Annotated in this window: 15 protein-coding genes and 1 pseudogene; 5 read left to right on the top strand and 11 right to left on the bottom strand. The window is 69.8% G+C overall.

Features of this window, described 5'->3' with window-relative positions; genetic code table 11:
• Window positions 1-40 precede the first annotated feature (40 nt).
• On the top strand, window positions 41-2935 hold the full coding sequence (gene gcvP, locus WG923_RS07635; protein WP_340350348.1) for an aminomethyl-transferring glycine dehydrogenase: 2895 nt from the start codon (window positions 41-43) through the stop codon (window positions 2933-2935).
• A 169-nt stretch (window positions 2936-3104) separates the two neighbouring features.
• Window positions 3105-3848, top strand: coding sequence for a sulfite exporter TauE/SafE family protein (locus tag WG923_RS07630; RefSeq protein ID WP_340350347.1), 744 nt, complete (start codon window positions 3105-3107; stop codon window positions 3846-3848).
• Between the two features lie 9 nt (window positions 3849-3857).
• On the opposite strand, the gene WG923_RS07625 is transcribed toward WG923_RS07630, so the two are convergent.
• The 3 genes and pseudogenes from WG923_RS07625 to WG923_RS07615 form a co-directional block, all read right to left on the bottom strand.
• The gene (locus WG923_RS07625) at window positions 3858-5138 is read right to left on the bottom strand and encodes a TRAP transporter large permease (protein ID WP_340350400.1); all 1281 of its coding nucleotides are present in this window, start codon (window positions 5136-5138) and stop codon (window positions 3858-3860) included.
• A 219-nt stretch (window positions 5139-5357) separates the two neighbouring features.
• A pseudogene (locus tag WG923_RS07620) lies at window positions 5358-5954 on the bottom strand (TRAP transporter small permease); the annotation flags it as partial.
• Window positions 5920-6915 carry a TRAP transporter substrate-binding protein gene (locus tag WG923_RS07615; protein ID WP_340350346.1) on the bottom strand — a complete coding sequence of 332 codons (996 nt, stop codon included), beginning with the start codon at window positions 6913-6915 and terminating at the stop codon, window positions 5920-5922. The gene WG923_RS07615 and the pseudogene WG923_RS07620, both read right to left, overlap by 35 nt.
• Window positions 6916-7124: 209 nt before the next feature.
• Between WG923_RS07615 and WG923_RS07610 the strand changes: the two genes are divergently transcribed.
• From WG923_RS07610 to WG923_RS07600, 3 genes are all read left to right on the top strand, one after another.
• Window positions 7125-7568, top strand: a complete 444-nt coding sequence (locus tag WG923_RS07610; protein WP_340350345.1) for an Hsp20/alpha crystallin family protein — start codon at window positions 7125-7127, stop codon at window positions 7566-7568.
• A gap of 11 nt (window positions 7569-7579) precedes the next feature.
• Window positions 7580-7984: an Hsp20/alpha crystallin family protein gene (locus WG923_RS07605; RefSeq protein ID WP_340350344.1), complete on the top strand. Its 405-nt coding sequence runs from the start codon at window positions 7580-7582 to the stop codon at window positions 7982-7984.
• Between the two features lie 102 nt (window positions 7985-8086).
• Entirely contained in the window at window positions 8087-8476 is a 390-nt protein-coding gene (locus WG923_RS07600; RefSeq protein ID WP_340350343.1) for a response regulator transcription factor, read from the top strand.
• On the opposite strand, the gene WG923_RS07595 is transcribed toward WG923_RS07600, so the two are convergent.
• From WG923_RS07595 to WG923_RS07560, 8 genes are all read right to left on the bottom strand, one after another.
• The gene (locus WG923_RS07595) at window positions 8473-9150 is read right to left on the bottom strand and encodes a DsbA family oxidoreductase (RefSeq protein ID WP_340350342.1); all 678 of its coding nucleotides are present in this window, start codon (window positions 9148-9150) and stop codon (window positions 8473-8475) included. The genes WG923_RS07600 and WG923_RS07595 overlap by 4 nt on opposite strands.
• Window positions 9151-9182: 32 nt before the next feature.
• Window positions 9183-10190 (bottom strand): SDR family oxidoreductase, encoded by a 1008-nt coding sequence (locus WG923_RS07590; protein ID WP_340350341.1) that lies wholly within the window; start codon window positions 10188-10190, stop codon window positions 9183-9185.
• An 87-nt stretch (window positions 10191-10277) separates the two neighbouring features.
• Window positions 10278-11303 carry an aldo/keto reductase gene (locus tag WG923_RS07585; RefSeq protein ID WP_340350340.1) on the bottom strand — a complete coding sequence of 342 codons (1026 nt, stop codon included), beginning with the start codon at window positions 11301-11303 and terminating at the stop codon, window positions 10278-10280.
• Window positions 11303-11494 carry a DUF3606 domain-containing protein gene (locus WG923_RS07580; RefSeq protein ID WP_340350339.1) on the bottom strand — a complete coding sequence of 64 codons (192 nt, stop codon included), beginning with the start codon at window positions 11492-11494 and terminating at the stop codon, window positions 11303-11305. Before WG923_RS07580 ends, WG923_RS07585 begins: the two co-directional genes overlap by 1 nt.
• 67 nt (window positions 11495-11561) lie before the next feature.
• Window positions 11562-11999 carry a signal peptide prediction gene (locus tag WG923_RS07575; protein ID WP_340350338.1) on the bottom strand — a complete coding sequence of 146 codons (438 nt, stop codon included), beginning with the start codon at window positions 11997-11999 and terminating at the stop codon, window positions 11562-11564.
• Between the two features lie 58 nt (window positions 12000-12057).
• A complete protein-coding gene (locus tag WG923_RS07570) occupies window positions 12058-13245 on the bottom strand; it encodes an MFS transporter (protein WP_340350337.1) in 1188 nt (395 codons plus the stop codon).
• Entirely contained in the window at window positions 13246-14343 is a 1098-nt protein-coding gene (aroC, locus tag WG923_RS07565) for a chorismate synthase (protein WP_340350336.1), read from the bottom strand.
• A 7-nt stretch (window positions 14344-14350) separates the two neighbouring features.
• Window positions 14351-15313 carry an MYG1 family protein gene (locus WG923_RS07560; RefSeq protein WP_340350335.1) on the bottom strand — a complete coding sequence of 321 codons (963 nt, stop codon included), beginning with the start codon at window positions 15311-15313 and terminating at the stop codon, window positions 14351-14353.
• Between the last annotated feature and the right edge of the window lie 121 nt (window positions 15314-15434).

Below are 15434 nucleotides of genomic sequence, written 5' to 3'. Positions count from 1 at the left end.
GCCGCGCCAGCGGCAACGTCATTTCGTCATTGGAAGTCGAATGCTGATGCAATCCGCCCGGCCGCTGCGCGAGCTGGAAAACCCCAACGAGTTCATCCCGCGCCACATCGGCATCGCCGAGGCCGACGAGCAGCACATGCTGTCCGTGATCGGCGAGGCCTCCCGCCGCGCGCTGATCGAGAGCATCGTCCCGCGCTCCATCGTCCGCGCGCGCGAGATGCAGCTGCCGCCGCCGGCCACCGAGGCGGCCGCGCTGCTGGAGCTGCGCGCGATCGCGAAGCGCAACCAGGTCTTCCGCAACTTCATCGGCCAGGGCTACTACGGCACCTTCACGCCGGGCGTCATCCTGCGCAACATCCTCGAAAACCCGGCCTGGTACACGGCGTACACGCCCTACCAGGCGGAGATCAGCCAGGGCCGCATGGAGGCGCTGGTGAACTTCCAGACCATGGTGTGCGAGCTCACGGCCATGCCGATCGCCAACGCCTCGATGCTGGACGAAGCCACCGCCGCTGCCGAAGCCATGACGCTGGCCAGGCGCATGGTCAAGAGCAGGAGCGCCAACTTCATCGTCGCGGGCGACTGCCATCCGCAGACGATCGAGGTGGTGCGCACGCGCGCGGCGCCGCTGGGCATCAACGTGATCGTCGGCTTCGCGCCGGAGCTGATGCAGCAGCACGACTACTTCGCCGTGCTGGCGCAGTATCCGTCGACCAGCGGGGTGATCCACGACATGCGCGAGCAGGTGGACGCGGCGCATGCGAAGCAGGCCGCCTTCCTCGTGGCCGCCGACCTGCTGGCGCTGGCGGTGCTGGCGCCGCCCGGCGAATGGGGCGCGGACGTCGTGGTGGGCAGCACGCAGCGCTTCGGCATGCCCATGGGCGCGGGCGGCCCGCATGCGGCCTATCTCGCCTGCCGCGACGACTACAAGCGCTCCATGCCCGGCCGGCTGGTCGGCGTGAGCGTCGATGCGCACGGCAACCCGGCCTACCGGCTGGCGCTGCAGACGCGCGAGCAGCACATCCGGCGCGAGAAGGCCACCTCCAACATCTGCACGGCGCAGGTGCTGCCGGCGGTGATCGCGAGCATGTATGCCGTGTATCACGGGCCGGAGGGGCTCAAGCGCATCGCCCTCCGCGTGGCCTCGTACACGGCGATCCTGGCCGAGGGGCTGAAGCAGATGGGTTGGCAGCTGGCTTCGCCCAGCGCCTTCGACACGCTGGTGGTGAAGACGGGCGAATCCACCGACATGATCGCCAGCCGCGCCCACGCCGCCCGCGCCAACCTGCGCGCCACCTTCCCCGGCTGCCTGGGCATCTCGCTGGACGAGACGACCACGCGCGGGGACCTGCGCCTGCTCTGGTCCTTCTTCGCCAAGCCGGGCCAGGCACTGCCGGACGTCGCGGCCTTCGAGAAGGGCGTCGAGCCGCTGATCCCGCAGGAGCTGCGCCGCACCAGCACCTTCCTGTCGCACCCGGTCTTCCACAGCCACCACAGCGAGACCGGCATGCTGCGCTACATCCGCAGCCTCTCGGACAAGGACCTCGCGCTGGACCGCAGCATGATCCCCCTGGGCAGCTGCACGATGAAGCTCAACGCGACCAGCGAGATGATCCCCATCACCTGGCCCGAGTTCGCGCACGTGCACCCGTTCGCCCCGCGCGACCAGCTCCAGGGCTACGCGGAACTCGACGAGCAGCTGCGCGCGTGGCTGTGCGAGGCGACGGGCTACGCGGGCATCAGCCTGCAGCCCAACGCCGGCTCGCAAGGCGAATACGCGGGCCTGCTGGCGATCCGGGCCTGGCACGCGAGCCGCGGGCAGGCGCATCGCAACATCTGCCTGATCCCCTCTTCCGCCCACGGCACCAACCCGGCGAGCGCGCAGATGGCGGGCCTGCAGGTGGTGGTGACCGCCTGCGACGACAACGGCAACGTGGACCTCGCGGACCTGAAGGCCAAGTGCGAGCAGCACAGCGAGCAGCTGGCCTGCATCATGATCACGTATCCCAGCACGCACGGCGTGTTCGAGATGCAGGTCAAGGAGCTGTGCGCGCTGGTGCACCAGCACGGCGGGCGCGTGTACGTGGACGGCGCCAACATGAACGCGCTGGTGGGCGTGGCCGCGCCGGGCGAGTTCGGCGGCGACGTGAGCCACCTGAACCTGCACAAGACCTTCTGCATCCCGCACGGCGGCGGCGGCCCGGGCGTGGGCCCGGTCTGCGTGGTGGAGGACCTCGTGCCCTTCCTGCCCGGGCACAAGGCCGGCGGCCTGCCGGAGCATCCGGTCGGCGCGATTTCGGCCGCGCCGCTGGGCAACGCCGCGGTGCTGCCGATCTCGTGGATGTACTGCCGCATGATGGGCGCGGAAGGCCTCACGCGCGCGACCGAGACCGCCATCCTGAGCGCCAACTACATCAGCGCGCGGCTGCGCGAGCACTACCCGACGCTCTATGCGAGCGCCAACGGGCACGTCGCGCACGAATGCATCCTGGACCTGCGGCCGCTGAAGGACTCGAGCGGCGTGATGGCGGAGGATGTCGCCAAGCGGCTGATGGACTACGGCTTCCACGCGCCGACCCTGAGCTTCCCGGTGCCCAACACGCTGATGGTGGAACCCACCGAGAGCGAGACGCTGGAGGAGATCGACCGCTTCTGCGACGCGATGATCGCGATCCGCGGGGAGATCCGCCGCATCGAGCGGGGCGAGTGGCCGCAGGACGACAACCCGCTGAAGAACGCGCCGCACACGGCGGAATCGCTGCTGGTGGCGGAGTGGACGCATCCCTACCCGCGCGAGGTAGGCGCCGCGATGGCCGACCCCAAGGCCGGCTCCGGCCGCCAGCTGAAGTTCTGGCCGCCGGTGGCCCGCGTCGACAACGTGTACGGGGACAGGAACCTGTTCTGCAGCTGCGTGCCGGTGGCGGCGTACGAGTGAGCAGGCCGTCAAGACCGAACAGCCGGACGCAGAGGACGCAAAGGGTACGCAGAGGACGCAAAAGAAAACCTTCTGAAGTTTTCTTTGTCTTTTCTGCGTCCTCTGCGTATCTTTCGCGTCCTCTGCGTCCGGCCGTTGAAGTAGATGCCGGTACCGGCCCCGAAACGTCGTGGACCTGATCCTCACCGTCGCCGTCGGCGCCGCCCTCGCCGGCTTCGTGCAGGGGCTGTCCGGCTTCGGGTTCGGGCTCACCGCCATGGCGCTGTGGGCCTGGACGCTGGACCCGAAGCTGGCCGCGTCGCTGGCGGTGTTCGGCGCCCTGGTCGGCCAGCTGCTCGCCGCGTTCACCGTGCGGCGCGGCTGGGACTTCAAGGCGCTGATCCCTTTCCTGGCCGGCGGCCTGGCGGGCCTGCCGCTGGGCCTGTACCTGCTGCCGCGCCTCGACGTGCCGCTGTTCAAGGCGGTGCTCGGCGCGATGCTGGTGATCATCTGCCCGCTGATGTTCTTCGCCTCGCGGCTGCCGCGCGTGAACGGCGGCCGCACGGGCGACGCGCTGGCGGGCGCGGCCGGCGGCGTGATGGGCGGGCTCGGCGGCTTCACCGGCGTGGTGCCCACGCTGTGGTGCACCGTGCGCGGCTTCGACAAGGACCGCCAGCGCGCCATCATCCAGAACTTCAACCTGACGATGCAGGTCGTGACCTTCGGCAGCTACCTGGCCACCGGCATCCTCGAGCCGCGCATGCTGCCGCTGCTGGCCGTGGTGGCGCCGGCCGTGCTGGTGCCGGTGCTGGTCGGCACGCGCGTGTACCTCGGGATCAGCGACATCACCTTCCGCAAGGTCGTCCTGGGCCTGCTGGCCGCCAGCGGCGTGGCGCTGCTGGTCGCCTCGGTGCCCGTGCTGCTGGCGCGCTGAGGCCCGCGCTCACATCCCCAGCAGCCGCGGCAGGGCCAGCGAGATCTCCGGCACGTAGGTGACCAGGCCCAGGAAGACCAGCATCGTCAGCAGCCACGGCCACACCGCCACCGTCAGTTCGGTGATGCCCATGTGCGCGATGCCGGAGGCGACGTACAGGTTCAGCCCCACCGGCGGGTGGCACAGGCCCACTTCCATGTTGACGGTCATCAGCACGCCGAAGTGGATCGGGTCGATGCCCAGCTGGACGGCGACGGGGAACAGGATGGGCGCCATGATCAGGATGATCGACGAGGGCTCCATCACGTTGCCCGCCAGCAGCAGCATCACGTTGACCAGCAGCAGGTAGGACACGGGCCCCAGGCCGCGGTCCACCATCCAGGCCGCCATCGCCTGCGGGATCTGCTCGCTCGTCATGAGGAAGGAGAACAGCACCGCGTTGGTGATGATGTACAGCAGCATCGCGCTCATGTTCGCCGACGCCAGCAGCACCCGCGGCACCTCGGACAGGCGCAGGTCCTTGTAGACGAACACGGCGATCCAGAACGCGTAGACGGCACTCACCGCGGCCGCTTCGGTGGGCGTGAACAGGCCCGAGTAGATGCCGCCCAGCACGATCACGATCAGCAGCACGCCCCAGGCGGATTCGCGCGCCGCGCGCGCCCGCGTGGCCCAGGCCGCGCGCTCCATGCGCGGATAGCCGTTGCGCCAGGCGCGGTACCAGGTGGTCAGGCCCAGCATGGTGGCCAGCATCGCGCCCGGCACCACGCCAGCCACGAACAGCTTGCCCACCGAGGTGTTGGTCGACACCGAGTAGAGCACCATCGCGATCGACGGCGGGATCAGGATGCCCAGCGCGCCGCTGGTGGTGACCACCCCGGCGCCGAAGCGGCGCGGATAGCCCTGCGCCACCATGGCGGGGATCAGCACGGAGCCGATGGCCACCACCGTGGCGGGCGAGGAGCCGGAGACGGCGGCGAACAGCGCACAGGCCAGCACCGCCGACAGGCCGAGGCCGCCGTGCCAGTGGCCGACCATCGAGGTCGCGAAGGCGATCATGCGGCGTGCCACCCCGCCGTGGGTGAGGAAGTTGCCCGCCAGGATGAAGAACGGGATCGCCATGATCTCGAAGTTCTCGATCCCGGTGAACAGCTTCATGGCCACCGAGTCCAGCGAGATGTCGCTGAGCAGGAACATGAAGGACAGCACCGTGAGGCCCAGCGCGATCGAGATCGGCATGCCGGTGAGCATCAGCGACACGAGCAGCCCGAACACGACGGCCGAGCGCAGCCCGCCGCCCAGGTGGACCACGCCGTACTTGGCCAGCAGCCCCAGCCCGAGCAGCAGGAACGGCAGGGCCAGCACCACCCAGGCGAGCACGGCGCCGCGGCCCGGGGCACCGTGCGCCGGCGCATCGGCCTGCAGCGGCGGTGGCGGCGCCTCGGCGGCCTCCACGCCCTGCACGTGCGCGGCATCGTGGCGCGCCAGCGTGCCGTGCTGCCAGTACTGCCAGGCCGCCTGCAGGAAGCGCAGGCACATCAGGCCGGAGCCCAGCGGGATCGCGAGGTACACGATCCACATCGGCGCTTCCAGGTCGTTGGAGCGGCTGCCCGAGTCCCACACGCCGGCGGTGAAGTGCACGCCGAAGTTGGCGATCGTGCCCGTGAACAGGGCGCCCGCGAACAGGCCGAACAGGATCACCTTGCGGGCGCGCTCCGGGTCCATGCGGGCCACCAGCACGTCCACGCCGACGTGGATGCCGGTGCGCACGCCATAGGCGGCGCCGAACTTGGCCATCCAGATGAACAGGTAGATGCAGAACTCCTGGGCCCAGGACAGGTCGCGCGCCGCCAGCCAGGCAAACAGCGCGCGCAGCGGCGGCGCCGCGAACGCGAGCCCGTGCGCCTCGAGCCACTTGGCGAGGTCGATCGCGGTGGAAGTGCCGTACCGGTGCAGCACGGCCACGAAGACCACCGCGGTGGCGACGGCGACCAGCGTCGCGATCAGCCACTCTTCCAGGTGGTCCAGCAGCGCGCCGAAGGCCCGCCCCAGGCGGGCCCCGGCGCGCGGCTCAGGCCACGATGCCAGCCGACTTGAGGAGGTCATCCACGATCTGCTTGCCCACGCGCGCCTCGGCCTCGTGGTACACCGGCTTGACGGCGGTCACCCACGCGGCGCGCTGCTGCGGCGTCAGGTAGTGCAGCGTGGTCTTGCCCGAGGCCTTGATCTTCTCCAGCGCCTCCACGTTCTCCGACTTCGCGATGGAGTTCGTGTACTGCGTGGCCTCGTTCATCGCCTTGGTCAACTGGCCGCGGAGGTCCGCCGGCAGCCCGTTCCAGAACTTCGCGTTGGTGACCACCGCGTACTGCAGGTGCGCGTGGCTCGACACCGTGATGTGCTTCTGCACCTCGTAGAACTTCTGCGTCCAGTAGTTCGACGGCGTGTTCTCGCAGCCGTCCACGACGCCCGTCTGCAGCGCGTGGTAGACCTCCGAGAAGGCCATGATCTGCGGCAGCGCGCCGAGCTTGCGGAAATACAGGTCGGCCACCTTGGAGCCCGAGATGCGCACCTTCAGGCCCTGGAAGTCGGCGGGCAGCAGCAGCGGCCGGTTGGCCGACACCATGTGGAAGCCGTTGTCCCAGTAAGCCAGGCCGGTGATGCCCTTGGCCTCCAGGCGCTTGAGCAGCCCCGCGCCGATCGGGCCGTCCACCGTCTTGTAGTAGCCCTCCTCGCCGTTGAAGATGAAGGGCAGGTCCATGGCCTCGAATTCGGGCACGCCGATCGGCCTGAACTTCGCGGTGGAGGGCGCCAGCATCTGGACCGAGCCGCTGTTCAGGGCATCGAGCTCCTCCTTGTCCTTGTAGAGCGTGGAGTTGGGGTAGACCTCCACCTTCACGCGTCCGCCGGTGTACTTCTCGGCGAGCTCCTGGAACTTCAGCGCGCCCTTGCCCTTGGGCGTGTCGTTGGTGACGACGTGGCTGAACTTGATCACGACCGGCTGCTGCGCGAGCGCATGCGGGGCCGCGAGCGCCAGCCCCATGGTCGAGAGTGCGGTGCGACGTTTCATGGATGGACCTCCTGGGAATGAAGCAAGCGCCAAGGGACGCCGCATTCTCCCGAGCGGTGCGGCGCGGGGGGCTGCGGGTTAACTCGCGCGCGGGGGCGCCGCGACGCTCGACAAGGGAACGCCCGTACGGAGCCACGCCCCTGCCCTTGAAACCGCCGCGGCCCGGCCCTAATTCCGGATCGCCCGACGCGCAGAAAGGAGAAAGAGCCATGAGTCCCTCGTTTCGATCGACCGCGGACCTGTTCGCGGAACTCAACCGTATGCAATCGATGCTCGACCGGGTCTTCCCCAGCCCCGGCTCCAGCATCCGTTCCCAGGCTGGCGCCGGCTTCCCGGTGCTGAATGTCGGCACCTCGCCGACCTCCATCGAAGTGCAGGCCCTCGCGCCCGGGCTCGACCCGGCCCGGCTGGAAATCACCGTCGACCGCGGCCTGCTGGTGATCGCCGGCGAGCGCAAGAGCGACCTGCCGCCCGGCGACGAACGCGCCAGCGTCTACGCGAGCGAGCGCTTTTCCGGGCGCTTCCGCCGCGTCGTGAGCCTGCCGGAGGACGCCGACCCGGCCCGGGTGGACGCGAGCTACCGCGATGGCGTGCTGCGCGTGAGCGTGGCCAAGCGCGAGTCCTCGCTGCCCCGCCGCATCGAAGTGAACTGAAGGAGATCGCCATGACGAACGCTGTCCAGACTGCATCCCAGGATCGTTCGCCCGCGACGGCCGCCGGCGGCAACGCGCCGCAGGCCTTCGTCGTGCCGCCGGTGGACGTCTTCGAGAACGAGAACGCCATCACGCTGCTGGCCGACCTGCCCGGCGTGCCCAAGGACCAGTTGAACCTGCGCGTCGACGGCGACACGCTGGTGATCGAGGCCACGGCCAGCGCGGCGAGCACGCCGGCCGGCATGGAGCTGGTCTACGGCGAGCTGCAGTGCCCCGCCTACCGGCGCCAGTTCACCCTGAGCCGCGAGCTCGATGCCTCGAGGATCGAAGCGCAATTGCGCGACGGCGTGCTGCGCCTGACGATCCCGAAGGCCGAGGAAGCGAAGCCGCGCCGCATCCAGGTGCAGGCCGGATAAGGCCCCGGCCCGTTGGCGCGCCGCCACGGCGCGGCGCGCACCTTCGGTGCACAATGATCCGGAGGCGGCGGCCCCTCCGCCGCACGGCGCGGGAGGCCGTCGTTGGCGCTGAAGGCATTCCTGGTGGAAGACCAGCCGTCCATGCGCGACAGCCTGGTCGAGGCGCTGTCCGAAATCGCCGGCTTCGAGATCGCGGGCTGGGCCGCCGATGAAAAGTCGGCCGTCGCCTGGCTGCGCGATCCCTCGCATCACTGGGACATCGCCGTGGTCGACCTCGTCCTGTACGGCGGCGGCAGCGGCTACGGCGTGCTGCAGGCGCTGCGCGCGCGCGGCCGCACGCGGCAGATGATCGTGCTCACCGGCACCGCCGATCCGCAGGTGCGCCAGCGCTGCGAGGAGATGGGCGCGGACGGCGTGTTCGACAAGGCGATGGAGACCGAGGCGATGCTCGATTACTGCGCCAAGCTGTCACGCGCCGCCGGCGGGCATTAAGCCTCCGTCGTCGCCGACCCTTCCGGCTGCTGCGCCAGCTGCCGCAAGGCCTGCTCGAACAGCTCCGGCGGCTGGCCGCCCTGGATCAGGTGGCGGTTGTTGATGATCACCGAGGGCACCGCATGGATGCCCAGGCTTTGCCAATGCTGCTCGGCATCGCGCACCTCCTGCGCATAGCGGCTGCTGGCGAGCATGTCCTCGGCCGCCTTGCGGTCCAGGCCCACCGACTCGGCCACTTCGGCCAGCACCGCCGGGTCCGAAGGATTGCGGCCCTCGCCGTGGTACGCCCGCAGCAGCGCCATCTTCAGGTCGCGCTGCTGCCTGGCACCCTGCTCGCCGGCCCAGGCCAGCAGGCGGTGGGCATCGAAGGTGTTCCAGACGCGCCCGCGGCCTTCCTTGCGGAATTCGAAGCCCAGGGCGGCGCCGCGCTGCGCGATGCCGGCGCGCGACTGGGCCTGCTGTTCGGGCGTGGAGCCGTACTTCTGCGTCAGGTGCTCGGTGACGTCCTGGCCTTCCGGGCCCATCTGCGGATTGAGCTCGAAGGGCTGGAAGCGGACCTCCACCGGCACTTCGCCGGCGAGGTTCTGCAGCGCGCGCTCGAGGGAGGCGAGCCCGACGGCGCACCAGGGGCACGCCACGTCGGAGACGAAGTCGATGTGGAGGGGTTGCGTCATGGGGCCATTCTCGCGCCGCGGCAAAGACCCCGTCAGCTCCCCACCGAACCGGTGATCGGCAAGACGATCCCCGTGATGTAGCTCGCGCACGCCGGCGAGGCCAGGAACACGTAGGCGGGCGACAGCTCCTCCGGCTGCGCCGGCCGCTTGAAGTCGGTCTTCTTGCCGAATTCCACGATCTCCTCGGCGCTCTGGTCGGCCGGGTTCAGCGGCGTCCACACCGGCCCGGGGGCCACGGCGTTCACGCGGATGCCCTTGTCGATGAGCGACGAGGCCAGCGACATCGTGAAGGCGTGGATCGCGCCCTTGGTCCCCGAGTAGTCCAGCAGCTTCGCGCTGCCCTGCAGGCCGGTGACGGAGCCGGTGTTGATGATGCAAGCGCCCTTCTTCAGGTGCGGCAGCGCGGAGCGGGCCATGCGCATGTAGCCCATGATGTTGGTCTCGAAGGTCTCGCGCATGCGCTCGTCGGTGATGTCCTCCAGCGAGTGCGCATGTTCCTGGAACGCCGCGTTGTTCACCAGGATGTCCAGCTTGCCGAAGGCCTTGACCGTCTTCTCGACGGCCTGCTGGCAGAAAGCGCTGTCCTTCACGTCGCCGGGAATCAGCACGCAGCGCTGGCCTTCCTTCTCGATGCAGCGTTTCGTCTCCTCGGCATCCTCGTGCGAGGACAGGTAGACGATCGCCACGTCGGCGCCTTCGCGCGCGTAGAGCACCGCCACCGCGCGGCCGATGCCGGAGTCGCCGCCGGTGATCAGCGCGGCCATGCCCTCGAGCTTGCCGCTGCCCTTGTAGTCGGGGGCCATGAACTGCGGCTTGAGTTGCATGTCCGCTTCCTGCCCCGGCTTGCGCAGGTGCTGCGCCGGCAGGTCCTCGGGGTACTTCTGGCTGCTGGTCTGCGGCGCGCCCTTGTCCTTGGCGCCGCCGGAGCCGCTCTCGTGGGGCTCCTTGCGATCCTGTTCACGTTGCAGTTCGCGTTGCTTCTCGGCGGTTGCTTCACCGGCGCCGCGCGCCTTGTCCCTGGCTGTGGGTTTCTTGTCCATGGAGGCCTCCTGTGGCAAACCTCCATGGTGCGGCGCACCGCCGCCGCGCGGCCGCGGAAAAGGACGAACCGCCTTGTCGGCGCGGACCTACGCGTGCCCGAGCACGGGATGCGGCTGGTACGGCGCCTCGAGCTGCCGCACTTCGTCGGCGGCCAGTTCCACGTCGAGCGCCGCCACGGCCTCGTCGAGCTGCCAGGTCTTGCTGGCCCCGACGATGGGCGCCGTCACGCCCTTGTGCAGCAGCCAGGCATACGCCAGCGTCGCATTGGTGGCGCCCCTGCGCGCCGCCAGCGCACCCAGCGCCTCGACCACCTGGAAGTCACTGTCGCGGTAGTAGTAGTTCTGCGCGATTTCGTCGGTCTGGGCGCGCGAGGTCGCGCCCGCTTGCCTGTCGCCGCGCTTGCGGTTGCCGGCGAGGAAGCCGCGCGCCAGCGGGCTCCAGGGGATCAGGCCCACGCCCTGGTCGCGGCACAGCGGGATCATCTCGCGCTCTTCCTCGCGGTAGGCCAGGTTGTAGTGGTTCTGCATGCTCACGAAGGGCGTCCAGCCGTGCTCCTTGGCGATCTGCTGCATCCTGGCGAACTGCCACGCGTACATGCTGCTCGCGCCGATGTAGCGTGCCTTGCCGGCCTTCACCACGTCGTGCAGCGCTTCCATCGTCTCTTCCATCGGCGTGGCGGGGTCGAAGCGGTGGATCTGGTACAGGTCGATGTAGTCGGTGCCCAGGCGCTTGAGGCTCTCGTCGACCGCGTGGAACACGCGCTTGCGCGAGAGCCCATCCATGTTGGGCCTCTTGGGCGGCTTGGCGGCCGCGGAGGCGCCACCCTTGAAGTTCACGTCCACGGGATGGAACAGCTTGGTGGCGATCACCGCTTCCTCGCGGCGGCAGAACTCGCGCACGAAGCGCCCGGTGAGCACCTCGCTCTCCCCGCCCGAGTACATGTCCGCGGTGTCGAAGAAGTTGATCCCCAGCTCCGCCGCGTGCCGCACGACGGCGCGCGAAGCTTCCTCGTCGAGCACCCACGGCCGCCATTGCGGCGTGCCGTAGGTCATCATGCCCAGGCAGATGCGCGAGACTTTCAGGCCCGTGCGGCCCAGGCGGGTGTATTGCATCAATGGGCGTGGATGTTCTTCTGGCGCAGGTAGCGTTCCACTTCCTCGACCTGGTGCCCCGCGTGATGCACGGCATCGCGCAACTGGTCCATGCTGACATCGAAGACCCGGCACCAGAACTGCACGTCGGTCTGCCGCGTCAGGTCGATGCGGCGGGAGGACTCGCCGGGATGGGAACTCACGTGGTCCATGAGGAACTCCTTTCGCCAGGGGAGGGATGATGCAGCGAATCGCTTGCGCGCGTGGCCGGGCTCTCCCTTAGGGGACCTGCTCATGCGTGGCGGACGCGCGCCGCCGCGCGGGCGCCAGCGCGTAGGCCTGACGCTCGAAATGGTTTTCACGGTAGGGGTTGCGGCCGCGCAGCAGCTGCACGAGGCTCGACAGCAGGTACGCGGGCACGAACAGCGGCCCCCAGCGTTCGTACTGGCGCACGTGCACGTGCTCGTGCCGGCGCAGCTGGGCGAGCGCGGAGCGGTCCACCGCCAGGATCACGTGGCCCAGCGTCATCGCGGAAAAGCCCAGCAGGCGCGGCAGGCGCGCCACCGCGGCACCGGCCCGGCCGCCGTAGATCTCGATCACGCCATGGTGCCGGCGCACGGTTGCCCCCAACAGCGCCGCCAAGCCGCCCAGCAGCAGGCCGAGCAGCGTGTAGGGGATGGCCCAGAGATAACGGAACAGGCGAACGGCCGCAACCATGGGGGCATTCTGCGGCGTCCGCCGAATTCCTGCTGGCGCGGGCCGGCCCGTCCATGCGTCAGACGGGGGCGGCTTCGCGTTCCTGCAAGGTGCGCACCCGCTGGGCGCACAAGGCCGCCACCAACCCCAGCAGGGCGGCGGCGGCAAACACCGGGCGGAAGCCCCAGCGGGCCGCGATCGCGCCGCCCGCCAGCACGCCCACCACGCCGCCGATGCCGTAGCCCGTCACGGTGAACAGCGCCTGCCCGCGTGCCCGCAGCCGGCCGGGGAAGTGCTTCGTGACCATGGCGATGCAGGCCGTGTGGTGGGTGGCGAAGGTCAGTGCATGCAGCATCTGCGCAACGAGCAGCGCCAGGAACCAGCTGGCCAGCCCCGCCGTGATCGCCATGCGCAGGACGGTCGCCAGGCCGCACACCAGCAGCCACTGCTCCATGGGAAAGCGCGGCAGCAACCGGCCCTGGGCGTAGAACCACGCCACCTCCACCACCACCGACACCGCCCACAGCACGCCGATGGTGGTCTTGCTGTAGCCCAGCGCATCGAGGTACAGCGACAGGAAGCCGTAGATGGAGAAATGCGCCATCACGTGGAACAGCAGCGAGGCGAAGAACCAGCGCACCACCGGCTGCCGCAAGGCTGCCCCGATGGGTGCGTGCGCCGCCCTCCCCTCGTGCGGCGCCTCTTTCGCGTCGGGCAGCCACCAGGTGCACGCCAGGACGCCGGCCAGCGTCACCAGCGCCCAGGCCGGGAAGCTGCCCATGCCGAAGCGCTCGAACCAGGCGCCGGCCACGAACACCGTGACCATGAAGCCCAGCGAGCCCCACAGGCGGACCCTGCCGTAGCGGCCCCAGTCGCCGGCGACCAGGTGCGCCATCGCGGCCTCGGTCAGGCCCATCATCGAGCTGGTATGCGTGAACAGCAGCAGCAGCACGAGGGCGATCCACCAGGCGCTGCCGGGCCACCACAGGCCCAGCGATGCGGCCAGCGCGATCGCGGCGCTGACGCGCAGCAGCTTCACGCGCTCGCCGGTGCGGTCGCTCAGGGCGCCCCACGCGTACGGCGCGAACACGCGCGTGACCGACTGCACCGAGGCCAGCAGGCTGATGATCGTGATCGGCAGTCCCTGGGCCTTGAGCCACAGCGGCAGGTAGGGATTGAAGAAGCCGATGTGCGCGAAGTAGGTCGCCGACAACGCAGCGAAGGGCACCAGCTGGCGGTAGCCAACCGGCTCGGGGCCGCTCGCCATTTAGCCGAGCGAAGCAGCGATGGGCGTCAGCGGCGGCAGCACGTCGGCGCACTGGGCGCGGTGGCGCAGCACGGCGTCCATCACCACCAGCGCCAGCATCGCCTCGGCGATCGGCGTCGCGCGGATGCCCACGCACGGGTCGTGGCGGCCCTTGGTGATCACCTGCGTGGGCGCACCGTCGATGTCGATCGTCTCGCGCGGCACCAGGATCGAGCTGGTGGGCTTGATCGCGATGGAGACCTCGAGGTCCTGCCCGGTGCTGATGCCGCCCAGCACGCCGCCCGCGTTGTTGGTGGCGAAGCCGGTGGGCGTGAGCGAGTCGCCGTGGTTGGAGCCGCGCTGCGTGACGCAGCCGAAGCCGGCGCCGATCTCCACGCCCTTGACGGCGTTGATGCCCATCATCGCGTAGGCGATCTCGGCATCGAGCTTGTCGAACAGGGGCTGGCCCAGGCCGACCGGCATGTTGATCGCGGTCACGCGCAGCCGCGCGCCGCAGGAGTCGCCGGACTTGCGCAGTTCGTCCATGTACGCCTCGAGCTTGGAGGTGTCGGCGACCGGCGCGAAGAACGGGTTGTGCGGCACGTGCTCCCAGCCCTCGAAGGGAATCTCCACGTCGCCGATCTGCTGCATGCAGCCGCGGAATTCGGTGCCGTACTTCAGCTGGAGCCACTTCTTGGCGACAGCGCCGGCGGCCACCATGGGGGCGGTGAGGCGGGCGGACGCCCGGCCGCCGCCGCGGGGGTCGCGCAGGCCGTACTTCTCGAGGTAGGTGTAGTCGGCGTGGCCGGGGCGGAACTTGCGCGCGACCTCGCTGTAGTCCTTGCTGCGCTGGTCCGTGTTGCGGATCATCAGGCAGATCGGCGTGCCGCTGGTCTTGCCCTCGTAGACGCCGGAGAGGATCTCCACCTTGTCCTCTTCCTGGCGCTGCGTGACGTAGCGGCTGGTGCCGGGGCGGCGGCGATCCAGGTCGGGCTGCAGGTCGGCTTCGGAGAGCTCCATGCCGGGCGGGCAGCCGTCGATGACGCAGCCGATCGCCGGCCCGTGCGATTCGCCGAAGTTGGTGACCGCAAAGGCCTTGCCGAAGGTGTTGCCGCTCATGCCTCGATTATCGGCCAAGCGCCTGTTGGGCCAGCCGCAGCGCGCCTTCGTAGCTGCGCGCCACGGCGATGAAGAGGTTGCGGTGGCAGAAGGCGGCGTCGGGCACGCCGGTGGCGGCCGCGAGTTCCTCGTCGCGCAGGCCGGCCCAGGCGGCGGGCAGGTCCAGTCGGGACTGGAAGGAGCCCAGGCGCTGCGGCACGGTGCGGACCTGGTGCCGGCCCGGTTCCGTATCGGGATAGAGCACCAGCTGCACGTCCGGCATTTCCTCCACGACGACGCGCGTCCAGGGCATGCCGCCTTCGGGCAGGTACAGCAGGCGGCCGTCGAACAGGCGCTGGCCGGCGCGCACCTTGTCGGCCGCCAGCAGCTGGCCGATCTTGCGGCGCAGGAAGGCGTCGAGGAAGCGGCGCAGCAGCGCCATGCCTTCCCGGAAGCGCTCCACCTGCAGCGCGGCGTGCGCTTCGCGCGGCAGGGCCTGCTCCTCCATCCAGTCGGTGTTCAGGAGCGAGATGAGTTCGGACAGGCCGAAGATCCCCGGCGCGACGGAATCCTCGCCGTTGTCGACCAGGTCCAGGTAGCGCACCAGGGCGGAGTCGACGTCCTGCGCGATGGCGGCGAGCGTGGCCTCTTCCACGCGCTGGCCCATGCGGTCGGCGACCTGCCGCACGTAGGCCGGGCCGAACTCTCGCCACACGAGGCCCGCGCTCGCATACGGTTCGGCGCGCACAGTCCGGCCCTGCTCGTCGAGCCGCGTGCGGGCGCCGTCGAACCCGCGCTGGTGGTGGTCGAAGCGGCCGCGCGCGGGGTCCCATTCGCCGCCGACGTCGACGGCGAAGTCGGCCGCGGCGATCGTCGCGGGATCGCGCGTGCGCAGCAGCACGTGGTCGGGGAACAGGGCTGCGAGCACGGCGACGCCGAAGGTGTCGTCGGCGTGGTGGGAACCGTTGTGGGTGGCGATGCGCTTGGTCACGGACCGAGCTTACGTCCTCCGCCCCTGCGAAGGCGGCAAGGTAGGCTGGCGGTGCAGGCGAAGCCGCAACCCCAGCGATGCGCGAAGCGCGGCGAACGCTGGGGTTCGCGCGCTGCGCGGC

The sequence above is a fragment of the Ramlibacter sp. AN1133 genome, assembly GCF_037890035.1.
In the GTDB taxonomy this organism is placed as follows: Bacteria; Pseudomonadota; Gammaproteobacteria; order Burkholderiales; family Burkholderiaceae_C; genus Ramlibacter.
The sequence above is the reverse complement of the archived record's forward strand: the minus strand, read 5'-3'. Positions and strand labels throughout refer to the sequence as shown.